Genomic DNA, 20,664 nt, shown 5'->3' with positions numbered 1-20,664 from the left:
GGCTCGCTGACTGGCGATAACCTTTTTAGTAAAAAGACTGCCGCGGAACATGCCTTAGTCCGTTCCGCGGCAGCCATGTGCCTGGGTTTATAACTTATTTTTTATAAGGGAGGATTTATTCCCAAACGTTCTCCTCATAGAATGTCTGTACGGTCTGGAATGCTTCTTCAGGTGTCTGGTTTCCAAGGAAGATGTCAACCATTGCGTTATCAAAGCAGTCACCAGCTTCTACAGATGCAAGGGACTCATTGTAGAATCCGAATGTACCAGTTGCTTTGGCCATGATATCCTGAACGTATTTCAGCTGTGCAGGAGCTTTGTCGTAGTCGATTTCAAGGTCTTTGATGATAGGGAACTTGCCGCCGATTTCTGCTGTGTATTTCTGAGCTGTCTCGTCTGTGAACATCTTCATAAGAGCGATGGCTGCGTCCTGATGCTCTGTTGTGGAGCTCATAAGCAGGTTGTCTGTCTTAACGATCATACGGTTCGGGTCATTTGCACCGTCAATTCCAGGGAACTGGAATACACCACATTTGGACTCAAAGTCTGGGTTGTTACCATTGATCTGTGCGATTGCCCAGGAACCCTGAACCAGCATAGCTGCTTCGCCGTTATAGAAAGCTGCTGTAGCCTGGTCGTTGGAATCTCCGGCTGCTGTAGCCTGGAAATACTGGGAAAGGTCTTTTAATTTGGTGCCTGCTTCGATACAGTTCTCGTCTGTCCAGTTAGCGGTATGGTCTGCGATAGCTGCGAGGTCAACGCCCTGGCGGTCACACAGATAACCAGCGATCATGGATAAGCACCATGCGGTACCTGCGGAGCAGGAGATTGGTGTGTAGCCAGCATCCTGAAGCTTCTGGCATGCAGCGATCAGTTCGTCGTATGTGGTAGGAACTTCAACTCCGGCATCTGCGAACATCTCTGTGTTGTAGTAAACGCAGGCTGCTGCGAAGTTGGTAGGAACTGCCATGATCTTTCCGTCATAGGTCATTCTCTCGAAGATACCATCTGTAAAGGATGCGTACCAGTCTGCTTCCTGATTCTCAAGGATATCGGTAAGATCAGCTGCTGCGCCTGCATTTACATATACGTCCATGTTTGGACCAGGGTTACAGATGTAAACGTCCGGTGTCTGTCCGGCTGCGATCAGTGCGTTCAGCTTGCCATCATACTCTTCCAGGTTGGTGGTGATCGGAGTTACGTGATATTTGCCATCGTACTCTTCGTTGAAACGATCAATGACATCTTTGTAACCTTTGGAAATAAGATCTTCCGTAGCTTCCAGGTCATCCCAGAACATCCATGTGATTTCTTCAACATCATCAGCATAAACCGGTACAGAGGTAACCAGTGTTCCAGCTGCCATTGCTGCAGCCATTAATATTGAAAGTGCTCGTTTCTTGTTCATATTGAACCTCCTTTTAAAAATTTAGATCTCGTATTTGGTAATTCTTACTATAGCAGAGATTGCCTGGGTTTTCTTTCTAATTCTTGTTTGTTTACTATCAATTATTGCTATCTAAAATTGTACAAAAACAAGTATATGTCAAAGTATATAATTTAAAACATAGAAAATTATGCAATATATACAAAGATAAACGATACTTATTTAGATTTAAAATATAAATTTGGCTATATATTGATAAAAAAAGAAACATTTGATACAATACAAACATATTGAAAAACGCAATATTTGAGAACTAAATGACAATATTTGATACTGACCGTCGGAAAATGATATATGTTGGGAAAATTCAAACATGCTCTGGTAAAAGGGTGAAACTCAGGAGCATTATAATAAGAATATACAGGGAAGGAGCATGGGGAAATGATACATAAGCTTAGTGGAATACATGAAACAGTAGATTTCCGGGAGGATGAGCAGGTTTGTCTCTATTATAATGATGAATACGAGAATTACCCACCGCACTGGCATACCTCCTTCGAGGTACTTATGCCAATCGTAAATGGCTATAAGGCACTGTGCGGTGGAAAGGAATACAATCTGCGTGAGGGGGATGTGCTGATTATCGGTCCGTGTATGCTTCATGAGCTTTTTGCTCCGGAAAGCGGAGAGCGGATTATTTTTCAGCCGTGTCTGAACAATATTTCTACCAAGGAGCTGAACTTGCTTACTATGATTATAACCCCGGCTACTTTGATTACACCGGAGGGGTATCCGCAGATTTATGAAAAAGTAAAAACGCTTATGCTGGAAATCAAAGAGGAATATTTCGGTGAGTCTCCCTATCTGGAAACTATGATTATTTCGAAATTCCTTGAGATTCTTACATGCGTTGGAAGACAGCGTGTAAATGCACATACTGTAGCGGGACAGCAGAAAGAAAACGGAGCAAACAGCAGGCAGAAGGAATATGTGGAGAAGTTTATCCTGGTTACAGATTATATTAACAATCATTTTGCGGAAGATTTGAGCCTGGAGGGAGTGGCTTCCCAGGCAGGATTCAGTAAGTATCATTTTTCCAGGTTGTTTAAGCAGTATACAGATTCTACTTTTTATAAGTATTTGAATCAGAAGAGAATTGAATTTGCAAAAACGTTGCTGCAGGATCCGGGAGTGAGTGTGACGGAGGTGGCATTTAAGTCAGGGTTTTCCAGTCTGTCGGCGTTTCTTCGGATGTTTAAGCTGATGAATAATTGTACGCCTACGGAGTTCAGGGAGATGTATGACAGGAAGAAGATGGGGAACTAGAGCGTGTTTGAAAAAGCAGGTGTCAATTTTATTTAGGTATTGATTTCTTATAGGAAGAAAATTATTATGGCATTAGAGCCTGTTTGAAAAAGCATTATTGCAAACTGCACGCCAAAATTGTGACGTACGTCTTACAGAAAGCTTTTTTCCAAACATGCTTTAGGGGATAAGCTGGTTATTCCTGACATTATAAAATGAACGAAATATATACAACAGGAGGTTCGCGAAATGATTCACGAAAAAATAGAGATTCAATTAAAAGATTCTGAGTTTAAAGCAAATTTATTTACATATTTCCTGGACAATTCACCTGAAATCGATCCGGAGAGAAAAAGACCGGTTGTGCTGATCTGTCCTGGCGGCGGCTATCAGATGACTTCTGACAGAGAGGCAGAAGCTCTTGCCGTCAGATTTATGGCAATGGGCTATCATGCTGCGATTTTGCGCTACAGCGTTGCTCCGGCACGTTTCCCGGAGGCGCTTCTTCAGCTGGCTACAGCAGTTGCAATGCTCCGTGAAAATGCAGAAAAATGGCATATTGATACAGAGAAGATCGTAGTCCAGGGTTCTTCTGCTGGTGGACATCTGGCGGCAAGCCTTGGTGTATTCTGGAACAAGCCCTTTGTTGCAGAAGCTTTGGGCATGGACTCCGAAAAGTTTCGCCCCAATGGGCTTATGCTCAGCTATCCGGTAATCACTTCTGGCGAGAAAGCACATAAGGGTTCTTTTGAAAGCGTTCTGGGAGAGGATTATGCAGATGAAGAGAAACGCAGATTCCTGTCCCTGGAATATAATGTTACGAAGGATACCCCGTCGACTTTCCTGTGGCATACAGCACCGGATGATACTGTACCGGTAGAGAACTCCCTGCTGTTTTTCCAGGCACTTCACGCTCTGGATATTCCGGCAGAATTGCATATTTATCCAGTGGGCAGTCATGGTCTGGGACTTGCCACTGCAGAAACAGCATGCCCCAATGGCTATGGAATCCAGGCAGAATGTGAGAGCTGGATTCAGCTTGCCGGTGACTGGATGAAGCACCTGTTTGAAGCGAAGGAAGTCGTAAAGGCACCTTGGGAATAAAAAGATGGGGTGTTGGTGAAATTTCCACAGTTGGTAAGAATATGAAAGTAATAGAAAATATAGATTAGGTGAGTAGAAGCTTTAAAGTCCGTTGCCTTGGGGATTCCCAGACAGTGGACTTTTTTCCTGTTCTGAAATGTGTTGCTGCAAATCATGTGTGGAGTGATTATAACACAGAACAAAATGTACTTCAAGTGTTGTTTTTATATTATTTTGCTGATATACTTTTTTTATCTTAAATATACGGGAGGTGAAAGAAATGTTGACGAAAGAAGATCTACAGGCGATTGCAGGATTGCTGGTGCCCATTGAGACACGGATTGGGAATTTGGAAAGCCGTTTCGACAAGTTGGAAAGCCGTTTCGATAATTTGGAAAGCCGCTTCGACAAGTTGGAAAGCCGTTTCGACAAGTTGGAAAGCCGCTTTGACAGCTTAGAAACTCGCGTTGACAACTTCGAAAGCGAAACCAAGAGCCGCTTTGAGAATCTGGAAGCGAACTTGCGCAGCGTAGACAAGCATGTATGTGAATTGGATGCATCAGTATCAGAATTGCAAAGAAGTGTAAAAGAACTCTGGCTTCATGTGGAGAACACTACAGACTGGAAGCTTCAGGTTGTAGCAGAGAATCATTCCAATCTTTTACAAAAGCTGGAAGAACAACAAAAGAGATGGGAAACGCAGGAAAGACTTTTATTTTACGTGAACAAACATGAGAAAGACATCACCGCGATAAAGCAGAGGCTGTGTATGTGATTGACAGAACCATTCATACATAAGAATGGCTGTAGAAATACTCTCAGAAAACATGAAATATAAAATGCATCAGAAAAACGTAATAGAAAAACAAAATAGAAAAACGAAACAGAAAAATACATATAGAGAAAGCAAATTGCAAGTAATATATCATTTTATAGAATTATAGAAATACTAAAATACAAAAGATAAATTAACACAAAGAACGAAGAAAATAAGCTTAACAATTATAATTATAAGCGTTAAATACCATACAAAACAGAATTGGTGTTCAGAGCATTCAGAAAGTCATTACCCTCTGTGCACGAATAGATAAAAGCGGGGAGTACAGCACTGTTGTTATAACATCTGTACTCCCTGATTTGTTTAAAATGTGAAAAATTTGTATTGTTTTATAATTGTCGATAGTGGGTTTGGCAAGTAGAAGGGCTTTTTATGCTGGAAATCATGAGATATCCAGTTCCGGCGGTTTATCCATCGTGTCGGAAACGTATTTCCCATTTTTCTTGCGCTGGCGGACACATTCGGTGAGCAGATATTCAATCTGCCCGTTTACGGAGCGGAAATCATCCTCCGCCCAGGCTGCAATCTGGTCATAAAGCTTGGCAGAAAGCCTGAGCGGGATCTGTTTCTTAGGCCGGGTATCTCTGGTTTCAGCCATTAGTACAGACTGCCGGAATTAACCACCGGCTGGGCATCGTGATTGCCGCACAGCACTACGAGAAGATTGGAAACCATGGCAGCCTTCCGCTCCTCGTCAAGTTCTACCACATTGTTTTCATTCAATCGCTCTAATGCCATTTCTACCATACCAACAGCACCGTCTACGATCATCTTTCTTGCGTCGATGATAGCGGAAGCCTGCTGTCTCTGCAGCATAACCGCTGCAATCTCAGGTGCATAAGCAAGGTAGGTGATGCGGGCTTCAATAATTTCCAGACCGGCATCTGCTACTTTCTGCTGGATTTCATCACGGATGCGTCCGGCTACGATTTCACTGGAACCGCGAAGACTTCCCTCATCTGCTACACCATCCCCAGTGGTATCTACATTGGGTGCTACGTCATAAGGGTAAATTCTCACGATATTTCGTAGCGCGCTGTCACACTGCAAGGAAAGATATTCCTTATAGTTATCTACGTTGAAAACAGCTTTCGCAGTATCTGTTACACGCCACATAACGGCAATTCCGATTTCTACCGGATTTCCCAGGCAGTCGTTGATCTTCTGACGGTTGTTATTTAAGGTCATGATCTTCAGGGAAATCTTTTTGTTTACATATGTACTGCTTGTGGAAGCGGAAGTTCCGGTGGCCAGTGTGAGAACGGATTTGGCGGCATTTCCTCCATCTACGTCACCGCTCTGGTTCAGTCTCGTCTTTGCAGCCGGGTTTACAGCTGTACAAAAAGGATTTACCCAATAGAAACCGTCATTCTTTAAAGTTCCCACATATTTGCCGAATAAGGTGAGTACAAGGGCTTCCTGCGGCTTCAGCACTTTAAGGCCAAGGAACGGGATCCATCCAAGTGAAGCCCAGATGATACCGATGACCATAAGGGGAATCTGTTCGAAGGCTGCGCCGAATATTACAGCGACTGCGGCCACGGCATAGAGCAGAATAAACAGCACCATCATTCCCATACCATTTTTCTTGTTGTCCAAAACTTTTTCTTTCATAGCAATCCTCCTGATAATGAAAATTATCTTTTACGAGATACAAATATGATATCATTTAGATATCAAAATGTCAATACATACAAGAGAGTTATAGAAAATTTTTCGTTTTTTTCCAGGTAAACAAATCGTCGATTGACGAAAATCCACATTTTAGTGTATATAAGAGAGTAACGCAAAAGAATTATGGAGGATATCATATAGTGGACGCAAAAAGGTTTGGGGCATTTATTTCGGAAAGAAGAAAAGAGCATCATATGACACAGGCCGATCTTGCCGGAAAAGTCGGAGTGACGGATAAGGCGGTCAGCCGTTGGGAACGGGGACTTGGATTTCCGGATATTAATACAATGGAGCCATTGGCAGATGCACTGGGGGTATCACTTTTGGAACTGATGAGATCAGAAATGCAGACAACCGAAGGGGCTAACGTGAAAAAAGATGAGGCAGCAGAAAAAGATGGGACAGTAGAAATGAATGAAGCAGCAGAAAAAAACGGGATGGCAGAAAAGAGAGAGAAAGCAGAGAAAAAATACACGTCTGCAGAGGTGACTGAGATGATGCAATCAATGGAAGAAATACGAAAACAGCAACAGCATCAGGATAAAATCGCAGGCTATCTTGCGATACCGGTAATTCTGCTCATTGTGGCTGTGTTTAAATTCTCTGGTCATGCAAACCTTGGCGGTGCGTTATTTGCCGGGCTTCTTGGCGCGGGAGCTGCTGTGAGTGGATATTATCTGTGGGTGAATCGGGAAGATAAGGAAAGCAAAAGAATTTATGGATTTTTTACAATCACTCTGACCGGCATATTTTTCACAATATGTTCTTTCCTGGTTCCTGACGGATTCTGGGAACAACATAGACAGGAAGCAAGTCTCATCACATGTCTGGTGAATCTGGCGATTGTGATATACGCATTTGGATTTGCAGTAAAGAGAATGTGCAAGGAAAAAAAGAACCCGGTACTTATTGCTGTTGTGGTGGTTCTGGAGATTTTGATAACGGCGTGGACTTTACATGGCTTTGCTGCCAGGTCCATAGAAAATGCCATGGGAACCAGCAAGGGGGATGTGGCAGAACAGTACGCAACACAGCTGTTGCTCAATGAAAAAAATCTTGAAGAAGACTGGATACGGGGATATAGTTATGTTCAGATTGACCTGCATCCGGATATCTACCGTGTAGGTTTTTCCTATTATGCAGATCAAAAAGACGCAGAAGCGGGAAAAGAAAGCATATATGGCTATGATATTCAGGTGGATTCTGATTATAAAATTACGATAAAAGAAGGAAGTTCTGCAATTGGAATGGATTTGTGGAGTGAAAAAATAGAAGGGTAGATCGTATTTGAAAAAACGGGAGAAAAGAACATGAAAGTAGTAATTGCAATTGATTCATTCAAAGGGAGCATGAGTTCTATAGAAGCGGGTGAAGCTGCCGCAGCAGGCATTCGGAAAGTATATTCGGAAGCCAAGACCAAGGCTTATCCGCTGGCAGATGGCGGGGAAGGGACAGTGCGGGCACTGGCCCAGGGACTTGGGGGAAGCTTGGAGAATGTGACAGTTACTGGACCACTTGGAGCCCCGGTTGTCTGCGAATATGCAATTTGGGAGAAACGTAATATAGGCGGTTCAGGTAGAATTGATTTTGTGGGAAAAGAGATGATGGCTGTTTCAGAGAATGCTTCCGTAGTAGAAAATACTTCTATAATAGAAAGTAAACGTGGCTACAAGAATGAGAAAAAGTGCGGAAAGACTGCCATTATAGAAATTGCTGGTGCAGCCGGGATCACTTTGGTTCCACCTGAACTTCTGAATCCTATAAACACTACAACCTATGGTGTTGGAGAGGTCATAAAAGACGCCATTTCCAAAGGCTGCCGAAATTTTATCATCGGAATCGGAGGCAGTGCAACGAATGATGGTGGAATCGGTATGCTTCAGGCTTTGGGAGGAGAGCTTCTGGATAAAAGTGGAAAACAGGTGCCATTTGGAGCAGAAGGTGTGGAAAAGCTTGCCTCCATCAGTTGCAAAAATTTGCTTCCGGAATTAAAAGAATGCAGCTTCCGCATTGCCTGTGACGTGGACAACCCTTTATATGGGGAAAAAGGCTGCAGCTATATCTTCGGCCCCCAGAAAGGCGCAACACCGGAGATGGTGGAGCTGATGGACGGGTGGATGGAAAACTATGCAAAGATAACAGAAGAATATTTTGCAGATTCCAAAACCCAATTGGGAAAATTTAATTATGATCCAAACTACCCAGGCTGCGGAGCAGCCGGAGGCCTTGGCTTTGCCTTCCGTACTTTTCTTCATGGAAAACTGGAACCAGGTATAAGCATTGTCCTGGAAGAAATCGGCATAGAAAATCAGATAAAAAATGCAGACATCGTAATCACTGGTGAAGGTCGTCTGGATGGCCAGACCGTTATGGGAAAAGCGCCCATCGGAATTGCCAGACTTGCAAAGAAATATGGAAAGCCAGTGCTTGCCTTTTCTGGCTCGGTCACTGAAGATGCTGCCTCTTGTAATGAAGCTGGAATCGACGCTTTTTTCCCAATCCTCCGTCAGGTGACCACTCTGGAAGAAGCCATGGATCCGCAGACTGCACAGAAAAATATGGAAAGTGCTGTAGAGCAGGTGTTCCGGGTGATTAGGCTGAAAGAAAGGAATTGGTGAAATTATGGGCGGAAAAGTGCTGGAATTAGAGTCGGATAAACTGATTGAGCAAGGACTTGAGCTTGGAAGACTGGAAAATCAAATGGCTACAGCCGTCAAAATGTTGCAAGTGGGCAAGTATACGATTGAGGAAATTGCAGATATTTCTGGTTTAACGGTTAAAAAAATATGTGCGTTGAAGGATGAAAAGAATCTGTGAGCCAGAGAAATATGGAGAAAAACCATGAATTCTGCAACTCCCCCCTCTTGACTTCTCCCACAAACAAGAGTAATATGAACTACAACGCAATGGCGCGTTAGTGTGATAACGCCGCCATTGCATTTTTTTTACCCGGAAATGGGGAAACAACCTCGAAATGAGGAAACACACCGATAAAATATCGGTGGTGCTGTGATTAATGAGTTTTTTACAAAGAGGAGGAAAGAAAAATGAAGAAGAGCTATTTATGGAGAAAAATGACAAGTGGTCTTATGGCAGCAGCTGTTACCGTGACAGCAATGCCGGGACTTGGACTTACAATGGTACAGGCAGAAGAGAAGAAAACATTAAAGGTAGCAATGGAGTGCAGCTATGCACCATACAACTGGACACAGCCAGATGATTCCAACGGAGCTGTTCCCATTTCCGGAAGCTCTGATTACGCATATGGATACGACGTTATGATGGCGAAAAAAATCTGTGACGAGCTGGGATACGATCTGGAAATCGTGAAACTGGACTGGGATTCCCTGGTACCGGCTGTCCAGTCTGGAAAAGTTGACTGCGTAATCGCAGGTCAGTCCATTACATCCGAACGTCAGCAGATGGTAGATTTCACAGAGCCATACTACTATGCATCCATTATTACCCTGGTAAAAAGCGACGGCGATTATGCAGATGCAAAAAGTGTGGCAGATCTGAAGGGCGTTACCTGTACTTCCCAGCAGAACACTATCTGGTATGATTCCTGCCTGCCGCAGATTGAGGACGCAAACATTCTTCCTGCACAGGAAAGTGCGCCTGCCATGCTGGTTGCCCTGGAATCTGGAAAATGTGACGCTGTTGTAACTGATATGCCTACCGGAATGGCTGCCTGCGTAGCTTACCCGGATTTCAAACTTCTTGATTTTTCTGGCACAGACGGAGATTTTGAGGTATCAGATGAGGATATCAACATTGGTATTTCCGTACAGAAAGGCAATACAGAGCTTCTGGATGCCCTGAACAGCGTACTGGATAAAATGACAGAGGATGATTACAAAGAAATGATGGACGAAGCAATTTCCGTACAGCCGCTGTCAGAGTAAGGGTTACAGTGATTTCGCTGCATTTGAGGCTGTTTGAAAAATCATTCCTGCATTTTGTAAGATTCACTTTGCAGGATATTTCGCAGACGGTCTTTGTAAATAAAGTCGAGAGAGATAGGAGAGAAAAATATGCTTCCTGAAACCTTCTGGGGCCGGATCCAGTATCTGCTCCAGCAATACGGTTCCTCCTTTTTGTCAGGAGCCGGAAATACAATGATCATAGCCATTGTAGGCACCTTTTTAGGGTGCCTTATTGGCTTTATAGTTGGAATTATTCAAACAATTCCTGTAGATAAACGGGACTCCGCCGTTAAAAAGACACTGGTTGGATTTCTCAAATTTATTATGGCATGCTACGTGGAATTTTTCCGCGGCACCCCAATGATGGTACAGGCCATGTTTATCTATTACGGAAGTGCTTACCTGTTCAATATCAACATGTCTATGTGGTTTGCGGCATTTTTCGTAGTATCTATCAATACCGGAGCCTACATGGCAGAAACTGTCCGAGGCGGAATCCTTTCTGTTGACGAAGGTCAGACAGAAGCTGCAAAAGCAATCGGAATGACGCATGTACAGACTATGATGAACGTAATCCTTCCACAGGCATTGCGCAACATCATGCCTCAGATTGGCAACAACCTGATCATCAATATCAAGGATACCTGCGTTCTTTCCATTATTGGAATTGTAGAACTTTTCTACACAACAAAAGGCGTAGCCGGAGCCTATTATACTTACTTTGAATCCTTTACCATCGCTATGGTAATGTACTTTATCCTTACTTTTGTATGCTCCAGACTGCTCCGCCTGCTGGAACACAAGATGGAAGGTCCGCAGAATTATGACCTTGCCACAACGGATACACTGGCTCACACAAGTGGTCTGTATTCCTACCCTAAGAAGAAGGAGGAGAAATGATCATGAGTGAAAAAATCCTTGAAGTCAAGCATCTGGGAAAAGCATTTGGCAGCAATCAGGTACTGAGAGATATTGATTTTTCCGTAAGCCCGGGAGATGTGACGTGCATTATCGGACCGTCCGGTTCTGGTAAATCCACGCTTCTTCGCTGCCTGAATATGCTGGAAACTCCATCCACCGGAGAAATCAATTATCATGGAACTGACATCACCAGTAAGAACGTAAACGTTCCGGAATACCGTTCAAAGGTAGGTATGGTGTTCCAGAATTTTAACCTTTTTAACAACATGACTGCCCTGAAAAACTGCACCGTAGGTCAGGTAAAGGTTTTGAAAAAGAGCAAAGAAGAGGCAGAGAAAAAAGCTTTGTATTATCTGGAAAAAGTAGGTATGGCGCCGTACATCAACGCCAAACCCAAACAGCTTTCCGGAGGCCAGAAACAGCGTGTGGCAATTGCAAGAGCTCTTGCCATGGAGCCGGAAATCCTTCTTTTCGACGAGCCAACCTCCGCGCTGGATCCCCAGATGGTAGGCGAGGTTCTGGAGGTTATGAGAGACCTTGCACACGAAGGCCTGACCATGATCATCGTCACCCATGAGATGGCATTTGCTCGTGACGTTTCCAAGCGTGTAATCTTCATGGCAAATGGCGTTATCGTAGAAGACAGACCGCCGAAGGAGCTGTTTGAGAATCCGAAAGACCCGCTGACAAAAGATTTCCTGAGCCGCTTCCGCAATGCATGAGCCGGAAAGTCGCTTTGCAGATGGGAATTCTGCATTTTTTATCCTTACTTCAATAAGTTAATGTTCACAGTGGCGGTAAATGTGTGCTATACTGGACAATAGATTGGGAAGCTACTGAGAAATTTTATATTTAACCGTAATTGAATTAAGGAGAATCCATGATTGAAATAGGAAAAAAACAGAAGCTTATTGTGGCAAAGACCGTAGATTTCGGTGTTTACCTTGCAGAAGATAAAAATGCAGGCCAGGAAGACAGAGTGCTTCTTCCTGCGAAACAGGTTCCGGAGGGAACCAGAGAGGGCGATGCACTGGATGTATTTATTTACAAGGATTCCAGGGACCGTCTTATTGCAACCACCAGAGAACCACTTCTTCAGGTTGGACAGACTGCTGTTCTGAAAGTGCTTCAGGTAACCAAGATCGGTGCATTCCTGGATTGGGGCTTAGAGAAAGACCTGCTCCTTCCATACCATGAGCAGACCAGCCGTGTGCGGGAAGGACAGGAGTGCCTGGTAGCCCTTTATGTAGATAAGAGCAGCCGTCTCTGCGCCACCATGAAGGTATACCATTACCTTTCTACCAGAACCCCATATGTAACAGGTGATTCCGTAAAAGGGCGTGTCTACGAGATCAGCGATCGTTTCGGTGTTTTTGTAGCTGTTGATGACAAATATTCCGCCCTGATCCCAGCCAGAGAAGCCAGCGGCAAATACCGCCCGGGCGAAGTCCTCGACCTTCGCGTTTCCGAGGTGAAAGAGGATGGCAAGATGAACGTCACAGACCGTCAGAAAGCCTACATCCAGATTAACGAAGATGCCGAGAGCGTCCTTAGCATAATCGAAGAATTCGCCGGCGTCCTCCCCTTCGATGACAAAGCCTCACCAGAAGTGATCAAACGCGAATTCGGACTCAGCAAGAATGCCTTTAAACGTGCTGTGGGACACCTTCTGAAAGAAGGTAAAATTGAGATTAAGGACAAACGCATCTACAAGAAATAATGGAATCTGATACACCCTTTATTGGAAAATAATAAAACCTGCATACCATATTGGAATACCCCAATATGGTATGCAGGTTTTTTCTCTAAAACACGAACGGGTGTTTACCAGGGCTTGAACTTGTGTTAAACTATTTATTAATCATACTTGCTATTTAGTGTGTTGGGAGGGTGAAAAGTTCTTCAGGAGGGACGCATTTGGACAATGTGTATTACTCACTCGCCGGCGCAACGCTCCGATGAACTAATCGCTAACTGCGACTAATGCGTTCGGGAGAGCCCTCACGCATAAGTCTTCGTAAGCGCTGGATTTCATCTTCGCTAGGAACGCGCCTGAAATGGCTCGCTGGAGTAATACACATTGCCCAAATGCTGTGTACTGGCTGGTAAGAACTTTTAACGAAGGGGGAGGGGAGTGATTGGTTTCCCGATACTTTCTTGACAACGATAGATTAGAAAAACAATAAAGTTGCGGGATACCAACTACTTCACCCCACCCCCGTTGTTGTCGTTACTGTTTCTTTCTTCCCTTTTCAGTAACCAGCGATTTTGCAATGTATATTCGCAAGCCGCGCATTTCAGGAGCGGTTTTAGTGGAGGCGAGATCCATGACTTACGGAGACTTAGGCGCGAAGGCTTTCCTGAGCGTCTTAGTCGTAGTTAGTCATTAGCTTGCCGGAACGTTGCGACGCGCGGCGGTGAATATACATTGTGAAATCGCGTCCGGGATAACGACCAACACATTAAATAGCAAATTTGCGAAGAAGGAGACACACAATGGCTTTTACCCACCTCCACGTCCACACCGAATACTCCCTGCTGGACGGTTCCAATAAAATAAAAGAATATGTTGCCCGTGTAAAGGAGCTTGGGATGGACAGCGCGGCCATCACAGACCATGGGGTCATGTACGGCGTCATCGATTTTTACCGGGCAGCGAAAGCAGCCGGAATCAATCCGATCCTTGGCTGCGAAGTCTATGTAGCCCCTGGTTCCCGCTTCGACCGCGAGATCGGCAGTGGCGACGACCGTTACTACCATCTGGTACTTCTTGCCGAGAACAACCAGGGCTACCAGAACCTTATGAAAATTGTATCCAAAAGCTTTAAAGAAGGCTTTTACTATAAACCACGAGTAGACCTGGAGCTTCTCCGGGAATATCACGAAGGTCTCATCGCGCTGAGCGCCTGCCTGGCCGGTGAAGTAGCCCGGTTCCTTAACAGAGGAATGTACCCGGACGCTAAGAAGGCGGCCCTCCGCTATCAGGAAATTTTCGGCGAAGGCAATTTTTTCCTAGAGCTTCAGGATCATGGAATCCCGGAACAGCAGAATGTGAACCAGCAGCTCCTGCGCATGCACCAGGAGACCGGAATTGACCTGGTGGCGACTAACGATATTCACTATACGTATAAAGAGGATGCAGATCCCCACGATATTCTTCTATGCCTTCAGACAGGCAAGAAGCTGTCGGATACAGACCGTATGCGCTATGAAGGCGGTCAGTACTATGTGAAATCTGAGCAGGAAATGGCAGCTCTTTTTCCATATGCCCTGGAAGCTTTGGAGAATACTCACAAAATTGCCCAGCGCTGTCACGTAGAAATCGAATTCGGCGTTACCAAGTTGCCTAGATTTGACGTTCCGGACGGCTATACTTCCTGGGAATACCTGAATAAGCTTTGCTTTGAAGGTCTGGAGCATCTGTACGATCCGGTTACCCCACAGCTTCGGGAACGCCTGGAATATGAGCTGAATACTATCAAAAACATGGGCTACGTTGACTATTTCCTTATTGTCTGGGACTTCATTCACTATGCCCGCAGCAACGGTATCGAGGTAGGCCCCGGACGAGGCTCCGCAGCCGGAAGTATTGTTGCATATACTCTTGGAATCACCTTACTTGATCCAATTAAATACGACCTTCTGTTTGAACGTTTCCTTAATCCGGAACGTGTATCCATGCCTGATATTGACGTGGATTTTGGATTTGAGCGAAGACAGGAAGTAATCGATTATGTTGTGCGCAAATATGGTAAAGACTGTGTGGTTCAGATCGTTACCTTTGGTACCCTGGCAGCCCGCGGTGTTATCCGTGATGTAGGCCGTGTCCTCGATATGCCATATGCCCAGGTAGACTCCATTGCGAAAATGGTTCCTGCCAAAATACCGAATGTGAAGCTTGTCACAATCGACAAAGCCATGGAAGTAAACCCGGAACTGAAAAAAGCATACGACGAGCAGCCGGATGTGCATCATCTGATTGACATGGCCAAACGTCTGGAAGGTCTTCCAAGACATACCTCCATGCACGCTGCCGGAGTTGTAATCAGCCAGAAAGACGTCTCCGAGTATGTGCCCCTTTCCCGCGCGCAGGACGGAACCATTGTCACCCAGTTTGTCATGACAACTCTTGAGGAGCTGGGACTTTTGAAAATGGATTTCCTTGGCCTTAGAACCCTGACTGTAATCAACAACGCAGTAAAAAATGTAAAGAAAAATTACGGCATATCCCTTGATATGCAAAAGATAGATTATAATGACCAGAAAGTGCTGGATTCTCTTGGAACCGGACGTACAGACGGTGTGTTCCAGCTGGAGAGTGGCGGAATGAAGGGCTTTATGAAAGAACTGAAGCCTCATAGCCTGGAGGATGTGATCGCCGGAATTTCCCTGTATCGTCCGGGACCGATGGACTTTATTCCCCAGTATATCCGCGGCAAGAACCGTCCAGACACCATCCACTATGATTGTCCTCAGTTGGAGCCAATCCTGAAGGCGACTCACGGTTGTATCGTGTACCAGGAGCAGGTTATGCAGATCGTACAGAGCCTTGCCGGATTTACCCTGGGACGAAGCGATCTTCTCCGCCGGGCCATGTCCAAGAAGAAACTTAACGTTATGGAAAAAGAACGCCAGGCTTTTGTCTATGGAAATGAAGCAGAAGGTGTTCCTGGATGTATTAAGAATGGAATTGACGAGAAAATCGCAAATAAGATTTATGACGAAATGATCGATTTTGCACAGTATGCATTTAACAAATCCCATGCGGCTGCATACGCCTATGTTACGTATCAGACTGCCTTTCTGAAATACTATTATCCGGTAGAATATATGGCTGCGCTGATGACCTCCGTAATCGACAAGCCTACCAAGGTTGCCGAGTATATTCAGGTCTGCCGCCAGATGAATATTCCGATCTTGCCGCCGGACATCAACAAAGGCGAGTATGGTTTTTCTGTATCAGGAGGCTCGATCCTCTATGCACTTTCCGCAATCAAGAGCGTAGGCCGTCCGGTCATCGAGGCTATTGTTGCAGAGAGAAAAGAACATGGCGAGTACCTTTCCGTGAAGAACTTTATTGAGCGGAATATGGAAGCTGTGAACAAGCGTGCCATTGAGAACTTTATCAAGGCCGGTGCTCTGGATTGTCTGGAAGGAAACCGTCATCAGAAGATGGTCGTTTTTGGTCAGATCGTAGATGACATTTCCCGAAACAAGAAGCAGTCTATGGCAGGGCAGCTCAGCTTATTCGACATTGCCAGCGAAGATGAAAAAAAAGAATTTGAGATCCGTATGCCGAATCTGGAAGAATATGACAAAGAGACGGTTCTGTCCTACGAAAAAGAAGTCCTTGGCATATACCTGAGCGGTCATCCTCTGGATCGCTACCGTAATATGATGGAGAAAATGATTTCCGCAAGAACTATTGATTTCCAGCCGTCAGATGAAGACGACCGTGAAGGCGGTGAACCGGATGAGTCAAAAGTACGGGACAATCAGAAAGTCATCATCGGAGGAATGATCACAGAGAAAAACGTGAAGTATACCAAAACAAACAAAGTGATGGCGTTCCTTACCGTGGAGGATCTGGTTGGAACTGTGGAAGTCATGGTTTTCCCAAGAGATTACGAGAAATGGCAGAATATGATCAATGAGGACGCCAGGGTATTCATCCAGGGACGGGTATCTGCCGAGGATGACAAGGCCAGCAAACTGATCCTGGAAAAGGTACGGCCTTTCTCCGATATTCCGAGAGAACTCTGGATCCAGTTTGAAAGTAAGGACGATTACAGCCAGAAAGAAAAAGGGCTTCTGGAGGATCTACGGAATTCTCAGGGTACAGACACTGTCGTTATTTATCTGAAAGATGTAAAAGCAATGAAAAAACTGTCTGCTGCATACCATGTAAATCTGCAGGATGAATGGCTTGCACAGATGAGTAAAAAATATGGTGAAGGCAATATCCGGGTTGTAGAAAGAGCTCTGAAAACGCTTTAAAGTGAAGAATCAGACAGGTATATGGAAAATTATGGTAAAATCACGGAAAACAGAGTGTAATTTCGGCAATTACTTAAGGAAAGAGTCTTGAAAAACCTTTGAAAATGCTATAAACTAATGCTGAATATGTGTATAGAAAAACGAGGGCGTTTCCACTGAAAATGGAGACACAGCTCCCGACGATTCATAAGATGGAGGAGATTATTATGGCAGAAAACAAAGTTAAGACCATTGGTGTCCTTACCAGCGGCGGTGACGCTCCTGGAATGAACGCTGCAATCCGTGCAGTTGTAAGACGTGGACTTTCCAGCGGACTTAAAGTAAAAGGTATCCAGAAGGGCTATAACGGCCTTTTAAACGAAGAGATCATCGATATGACAGCAAGAGATGTATCCGACACCATCGAGCGTGGTGGTACAATTCTTTACACTGCAAGATGTGCCGAGTTCCGCACAGCGGAAGGACAGCAGCGTGGTGCAGAGATCTGCCGCAAGCACGGTATTGACGGACTTGTTGTAATCGGTGGAGACGGTTCCTTTGCCGGAGCACAGAAGCTTGCTAACCTTGGAATCAATACAATCGGAATTCCAGGAACCATCGACCTTGACATTGCATGTACAGAGTACACCATCGGTTTTGATACCGCTGTTAATACAGCTATGGAAGCAATTGACAAGGTTCGTGATACATCTACTTCCCATGAGAGATGCAGTATCATCGAGGTTATGGGACGTGGAGCCGGCTGGCTTGCACTGTGGTGTGGTATTGCCAACGGAGCCGAGGATGTTCTGATCCCTGAGAAGTATGACTATGATGAGCAGAAGCTGATCAATAACATTATTGAGAGCCGTAAGATGGGTAAGAAACACCACATCATCATCAATGCAGAGGGTATCGGTCATTCACAGGCTATGGCAACTCGTATCGAGGCCGCTACAGGAATCGAGACACGTGCTACTATCCTTGGTCACATGCAGCGTGGTGGAAGCCCAACATGTAAGGACCGTGTATATGCATCCATGATGGGTGCTATGGCAGTAGACCTTCTTCTGGAAGGCAAGAAGAGCCGTGTTGTTGGATATCGTCATGGTGATTTCGTTGATTTCGATATCAATGAAGCTCTTGCAATGGAGAAGAGCGTAACTCCATATATGTGGGAGGTTTGTGAGTCCCTTTCCCATAACTATAGGAAATAACAGTGATAATACGGTTCACTTGTCTCAGAGCATATCTCCGATTGGGTTTTACAGTCTGTGATACACATTTTGCAGAAATTCTTTGAGCTATGTGTCGGCGTCAGGTGAACCGTAATTATAAAAGAGTCATTGTTCCTGACATTCTGCAGCAGAATATTCTGCGAAAGATGCTGAGGGGCATTGGCATAAAGGAAGCTTATGTTCATTCAAAACCTGCAATATAAATTGCATAAACTGAATACGGCACAGATTATTACCCTCAGCTTTGCGGGGGTAATTTTTGTAGGAGGATTAATTTTGTGGCTGCCTTTCTGTACGGCAGCAGGCCAGACCACTTCGTTCTCCGATGCTATGTTTACAGCCACCACCTGTGTATGTGTAACCGGTCTTGTAACTGTGACCACAGCCACTCACTGGAGCCTGATCGGCAAGCTGGTGATCCTTTTGCTGATCCAGATTGGCGGAATTGGCCTGATCGCTCTTGCAAGCATTATTTTTATTTCCCTGAATAAGAAGATCAGTCTGAAGAACCGCAGAATGATCCAGGAATCCTATAATCTGGAGCAGATGTCCGGTCTGGTAACAGTGGTGAGAAAAGTGGTTCTCTGCGTATTTGCAGCGGAAGGAATCGGAGCCGTCGGCTATGCATTCTGCTTTGTACCAGAGCTTGGACTGGTGAAAGGTCTGGGGCAGGCTGCTTTTACAGCAGTTTCAGCCTTTTGCAATGCAGGAATCGATCTCTTGGGAGAGAACAGTCTGGCAGACTATGTAACCAATCCTCTGGTGAATGTGACAACTATGGGATTGATTATTGCTTCTGGACTTGGCTTTAACGTATGGTGGGATCTTGGAAAAAGAATAAAGCTGGTTTTTCAGAAGAAGCTTTCTCCTGGCAGATTATTCCGGACCCTTCGTCTGCAGAGCAAGCTGGTTTTGACTACAACCGGGATTTTGCTCCTTGGTGGGACAATCTGTATTTTACTGTTTGAGTATAAGAACCCGGACACACTGGGAAGTCTGTCCTTTGGACAGAAGCTGATGGCAGCGGCATTTCAGTCTGTGACCACAAGAACTGCAGGATTTTTTACAATTGATCAGGGGGCACTGACCAGCGGAAGCGTAATAATCTGTCTGTTTCTTATGCTGGTTGGAGGTTCTCCTATGGGGACTGCCGGCGGAGTGAAGACGACTACACTTGCAGTGCTTGTGCTGAGTATTATTGCCAACCTTCGGGGAAAAAAGGATGTAGAGGTTTATGGGAGAAAGATTCGCAGCAGTTATATCCGTTCTGCGCAGGTAGTTGTGGGAATGGCGGTTAGTGTGCTGCTTATTTCCGTGCTGGGGATTTTTGCAATTATGCCGGATGCACCCTTTGTGGATGTGCTGTATGAGCTTACTTCTGCAATTGGAACCGTAGGTCTTTCCAGAGGACTGACCGCGGTCCTGAATACACCGGCCAAATGGATCGTTATTTTTACCATGTATCTTGGAAGAATCGGTCCGCTGACACTGGGCGCGGCGGTTGTATCCCGTGCGCAGAAGCGAACGAAAGATGTACATCTGGCAGAAGAGAATATTATGATAGGATAGAAAATGGCGTCTGTGGACGACATTATCCCGCATGAAAGTCCGTTGCTTTCATAGCAGATTTTAAAGGAGATTAGAATGAGCGGAAAATCCTTTGCAGTCATTGGATTGGGGCAGTTTGGAATGACCCTGGCAAAAGAGCTTGCGAATGCAGATTATGATGTTTTGGCAATTGATGATAAAGATGAAAATATTCAGGAAATTGCAGATACTGTCACTTATGCAGTTCGTGCAGATGTGCGCGAGCCTGGAATTCTGAAATCTCTGGGCGTGCAGAATGTAGACGTTGCGATTATTGCGGTTGCAGAAAATATGGAAGCCAGTATTACAGCCACCATGCAGGTGAAGGATCTGGGCGTCCCGCTTGTTCTGGCGAAGGCAATGAATTCCCTTCATGGCCGGATCCTGGAGAAAATTGGTGCTGATCAGGTAATATATCCGGAGCGTTCCATGGGCATCCGCGTTGCCCGTAATTTTACAGCCAGTGGATTTGAGGATGTGTTTGAGCTTTCTACGGAGTTCAGTATGGCAGAATTCCGGATCCCGAATGAATGGGTGGGAAAAAGTCTTTCAGAGATCAGGCTCCGTGAGCAGCATCATATAAATCTGGTTGCAGTGAAGCATGGAGATTCTGTAAATGTAAACCTGAATCCTGCGGAGAAGCTGGAAGCGGGTTGTATTCTGGTTGCAGTAGGAAAGAACGAGGATTTGAATAAATTCCGAAAGCCGCTGTAACAGGGAGGATAATTT

17 protein-coding genes are annotated in these 20,664 nt (G+C 45.0%); 14 read left to right on the top strand and 3 right to left on the bottom strand.

Annotation, left to right across the window (positions count from 1 at the left end; translation table 11 throughout):
- Nucleotides 1-115: 115 nt before the first annotated feature.
- A complete protein-coding gene (locus AB5170_RS14745) occupies nt 116-1,408 on the bottom strand; it encodes an ABC transporter substrate-binding protein (protein WP_173716967.1) in 1,293 nt (430 codons plus the stop codon).
- Between the two features lie 420 nt (nt 1,409-1,828).
- Between AB5170_RS14745 and AB5170_RS14740 the strand changes: the two genes are divergently transcribed.
- From AB5170_RS14740 to AB5170_RS14730, 3 genes are all read left to right on the top strand, one after another.
- The gene (locus tag AB5170_RS14740; RefSeq protein WP_173719190.1) at nt 1,829-2,713 is read left to right on the top strand and encodes an AraC family transcriptional regulator; all 885 of its coding nucleotides are present in this window, start codon (nt 1,829-1,831) and stop codon (nt 2,711-2,713) included.
- 228 nt (nt 2,714-2,941) lie between these two features.
- Nucleotides 2,942-3,796, top strand: a complete 855-nt coding sequence (locus AB5170_RS14735; RefSeq protein ID WP_148463310.1) for an alpha/beta hydrolase — start codon at nt 2,942-2,944, stop codon at nt 3,794-3,796.
- Nucleotides 3,797-4,055: 259 nt separating this feature from the next.
- Entirely contained in the window at nt 4,056-4,550 is a 495-nt protein-coding gene (locus AB5170_RS14730; RefSeq protein ID WP_173719188.1) for a hypothetical protein, read from the top strand.
- Between the two features lie 445 nt (nt 4,551-4,995).
- On the opposite strand, the gene AB5170_RS14725 is transcribed toward AB5170_RS14730, so the two are convergent.
- A complete protein-coding gene (locus tag AB5170_RS14725; protein WP_173719187.1) occupies nt 4,996-5,211 on the bottom strand; it encodes a PTS ascorbate transporter subunit IIC in 216 nt (71 codons plus the stop codon).
- Entirely contained in the window at nt 5,211-6,227 is a 1,017-nt protein-coding gene (locus AB5170_RS14720) for an SPFH domain-containing protein (protein ID WP_195982925.1), read from the bottom strand. The genes AB5170_RS14725 and AB5170_RS14720 overlap by 1 nt, the downstream gene beginning before the upstream one ends.
- A gap of 200 nt (nt 6,228-6,427) precedes the next feature.
- Here AB5170_RS14720 and AB5170_RS14715 point away from each other — a divergent pair, with 200 nt between their 5' ends.
- The 11 genes from AB5170_RS14715 to AB5170_RS14665 all read left to right on the top strand — a co-directional run bounded on the left by AB5170_RS14715 (nt 6,428) and on the right by AB5170_RS14665 (nt 20,649).
- Nucleotides 6,428-7,567, top strand: a complete 1,140-nt coding sequence (locus AB5170_RS14715) for a helix-turn-helix domain-containing protein (protein WP_368361500.1) — start codon at nt 6,428-6,430, stop codon at nt 7,565-7,567.
- 30 nt (nt 7,568-7,597) lie between these two features.
- Nucleotides 7,598-8,905 carry a glycerate kinase gene (locus AB5170_RS14710; protein ID WP_195379315.1) on the top strand — a complete coding sequence of 436 codons (1,308 nt, stop codon included), beginning with the start codon at nt 7,598-7,600 and terminating at the stop codon, nt 8,903-8,905.
- Nucleotides 8,906-8,909: 4 nt separating this feature from the next.
- On the top strand, nt 8,910-9,104 hold the full coding sequence (locus AB5170_RS14705) for a hypothetical protein (protein WP_148463316.1): 195 nt from the start codon (nt 8,910-8,912) through the stop codon (nt 9,102-9,104).
- A 230-nt stretch (nt 9,105-9,334) separates the two neighbouring features.
- Nucleotides 9,335-10,192, top strand: coding sequence for a transporter substrate-binding domain-containing protein (locus AB5170_RS14700; RefSeq protein WP_173718336.1), 858 nt, complete (start codon nt 9,335-9,337; stop codon nt 10,190-10,192).
- 129 nt (nt 10,193-10,321) lie between these two features.
- Entirely contained in the window at nt 10,322-11,113 is a 792-nt protein-coding gene (locus AB5170_RS14695) for an amino acid ABC transporter permease (RefSeq protein WP_118583519.1), read from the top strand.
- Nucleotides 11,113-11,856: an amino acid ABC transporter ATP-binding protein gene (locus AB5170_RS14690; RefSeq protein WP_118583574.1), complete on the top strand. Its 744-nt coding sequence runs from the start codon at nt 11,113-11,115 to the stop codon at nt 11,854-11,856. The genes AB5170_RS14695 and AB5170_RS14690 overlap by 1 nt, the downstream gene beginning before the upstream one ends.
- Nucleotides 11,857-12,014: 158 nt before the next feature.
- Entirely contained in the window at nt 12,015-12,854 is an 840-nt protein-coding gene (locus AB5170_RS14685; protein ID WP_173718338.1) for a S1 RNA-binding domain-containing protein, read from the top strand.
- Nucleotides 12,855-13,630: 776 nt separating this feature from the next.
- On the top strand, nt 13,631-17,131 hold the full coding sequence (locus AB5170_RS14680) for a DNA polymerase III subunit alpha (RefSeq protein ID WP_227199192.1): 3,501 nt from the start codon (nt 13,631-13,633) through the stop codon (nt 17,129-17,131).
- Between the two features lie 206 nt (nt 17,132-17,337).
- Nucleotides 17,338-18,327, top strand: a complete 990-nt coding sequence (pfkA, locus tag AB5170_RS14675) for a 6-phosphofructokinase (RefSeq protein ID WP_118583954.1) — start codon at nt 17,338-17,340, stop codon at nt 18,325-18,327.
- 297 nt (nt 18,328-18,624) lie between these two features.
- Nucleotides 18,625-19,917, top strand: coding sequence for a TrkH family potassium uptake protein (locus AB5170_RS14670; RefSeq protein WP_368361501.1), 1,293 nt, complete (start codon nt 18,625-18,627; stop codon nt 19,915-19,917).
- A gap of 75 nt (nt 19,918-19,992) precedes the next feature.
- On the top strand, nt 19,993-20,649 hold the full coding sequence (locus tag AB5170_RS14665) for a TrkA family potassium uptake protein (RefSeq protein ID WP_173717393.1): 657 nt from the start codon (nt 19,993-19,995) through the stop codon (nt 20,647-20,649).
- Nucleotides 20,650-20,664: the final 15 nt, after the last annotated feature.

This window comes from Ruminococcus sp. RTP21484sp1_RTP21281st1_A8_RTP21281_210402 (genome assembly GCF_040914025.1).
Lineage (GTDB): Bacteria > Bacillota > Clostridia > Lachnospirales > Lachnospiraceae > Blautia_A > Blautia_A faecis.
The sequence above is the reverse complement of the archived record's forward strand: the minus strand, read 5'-3'. Positions and strand labels throughout refer to the sequence as shown.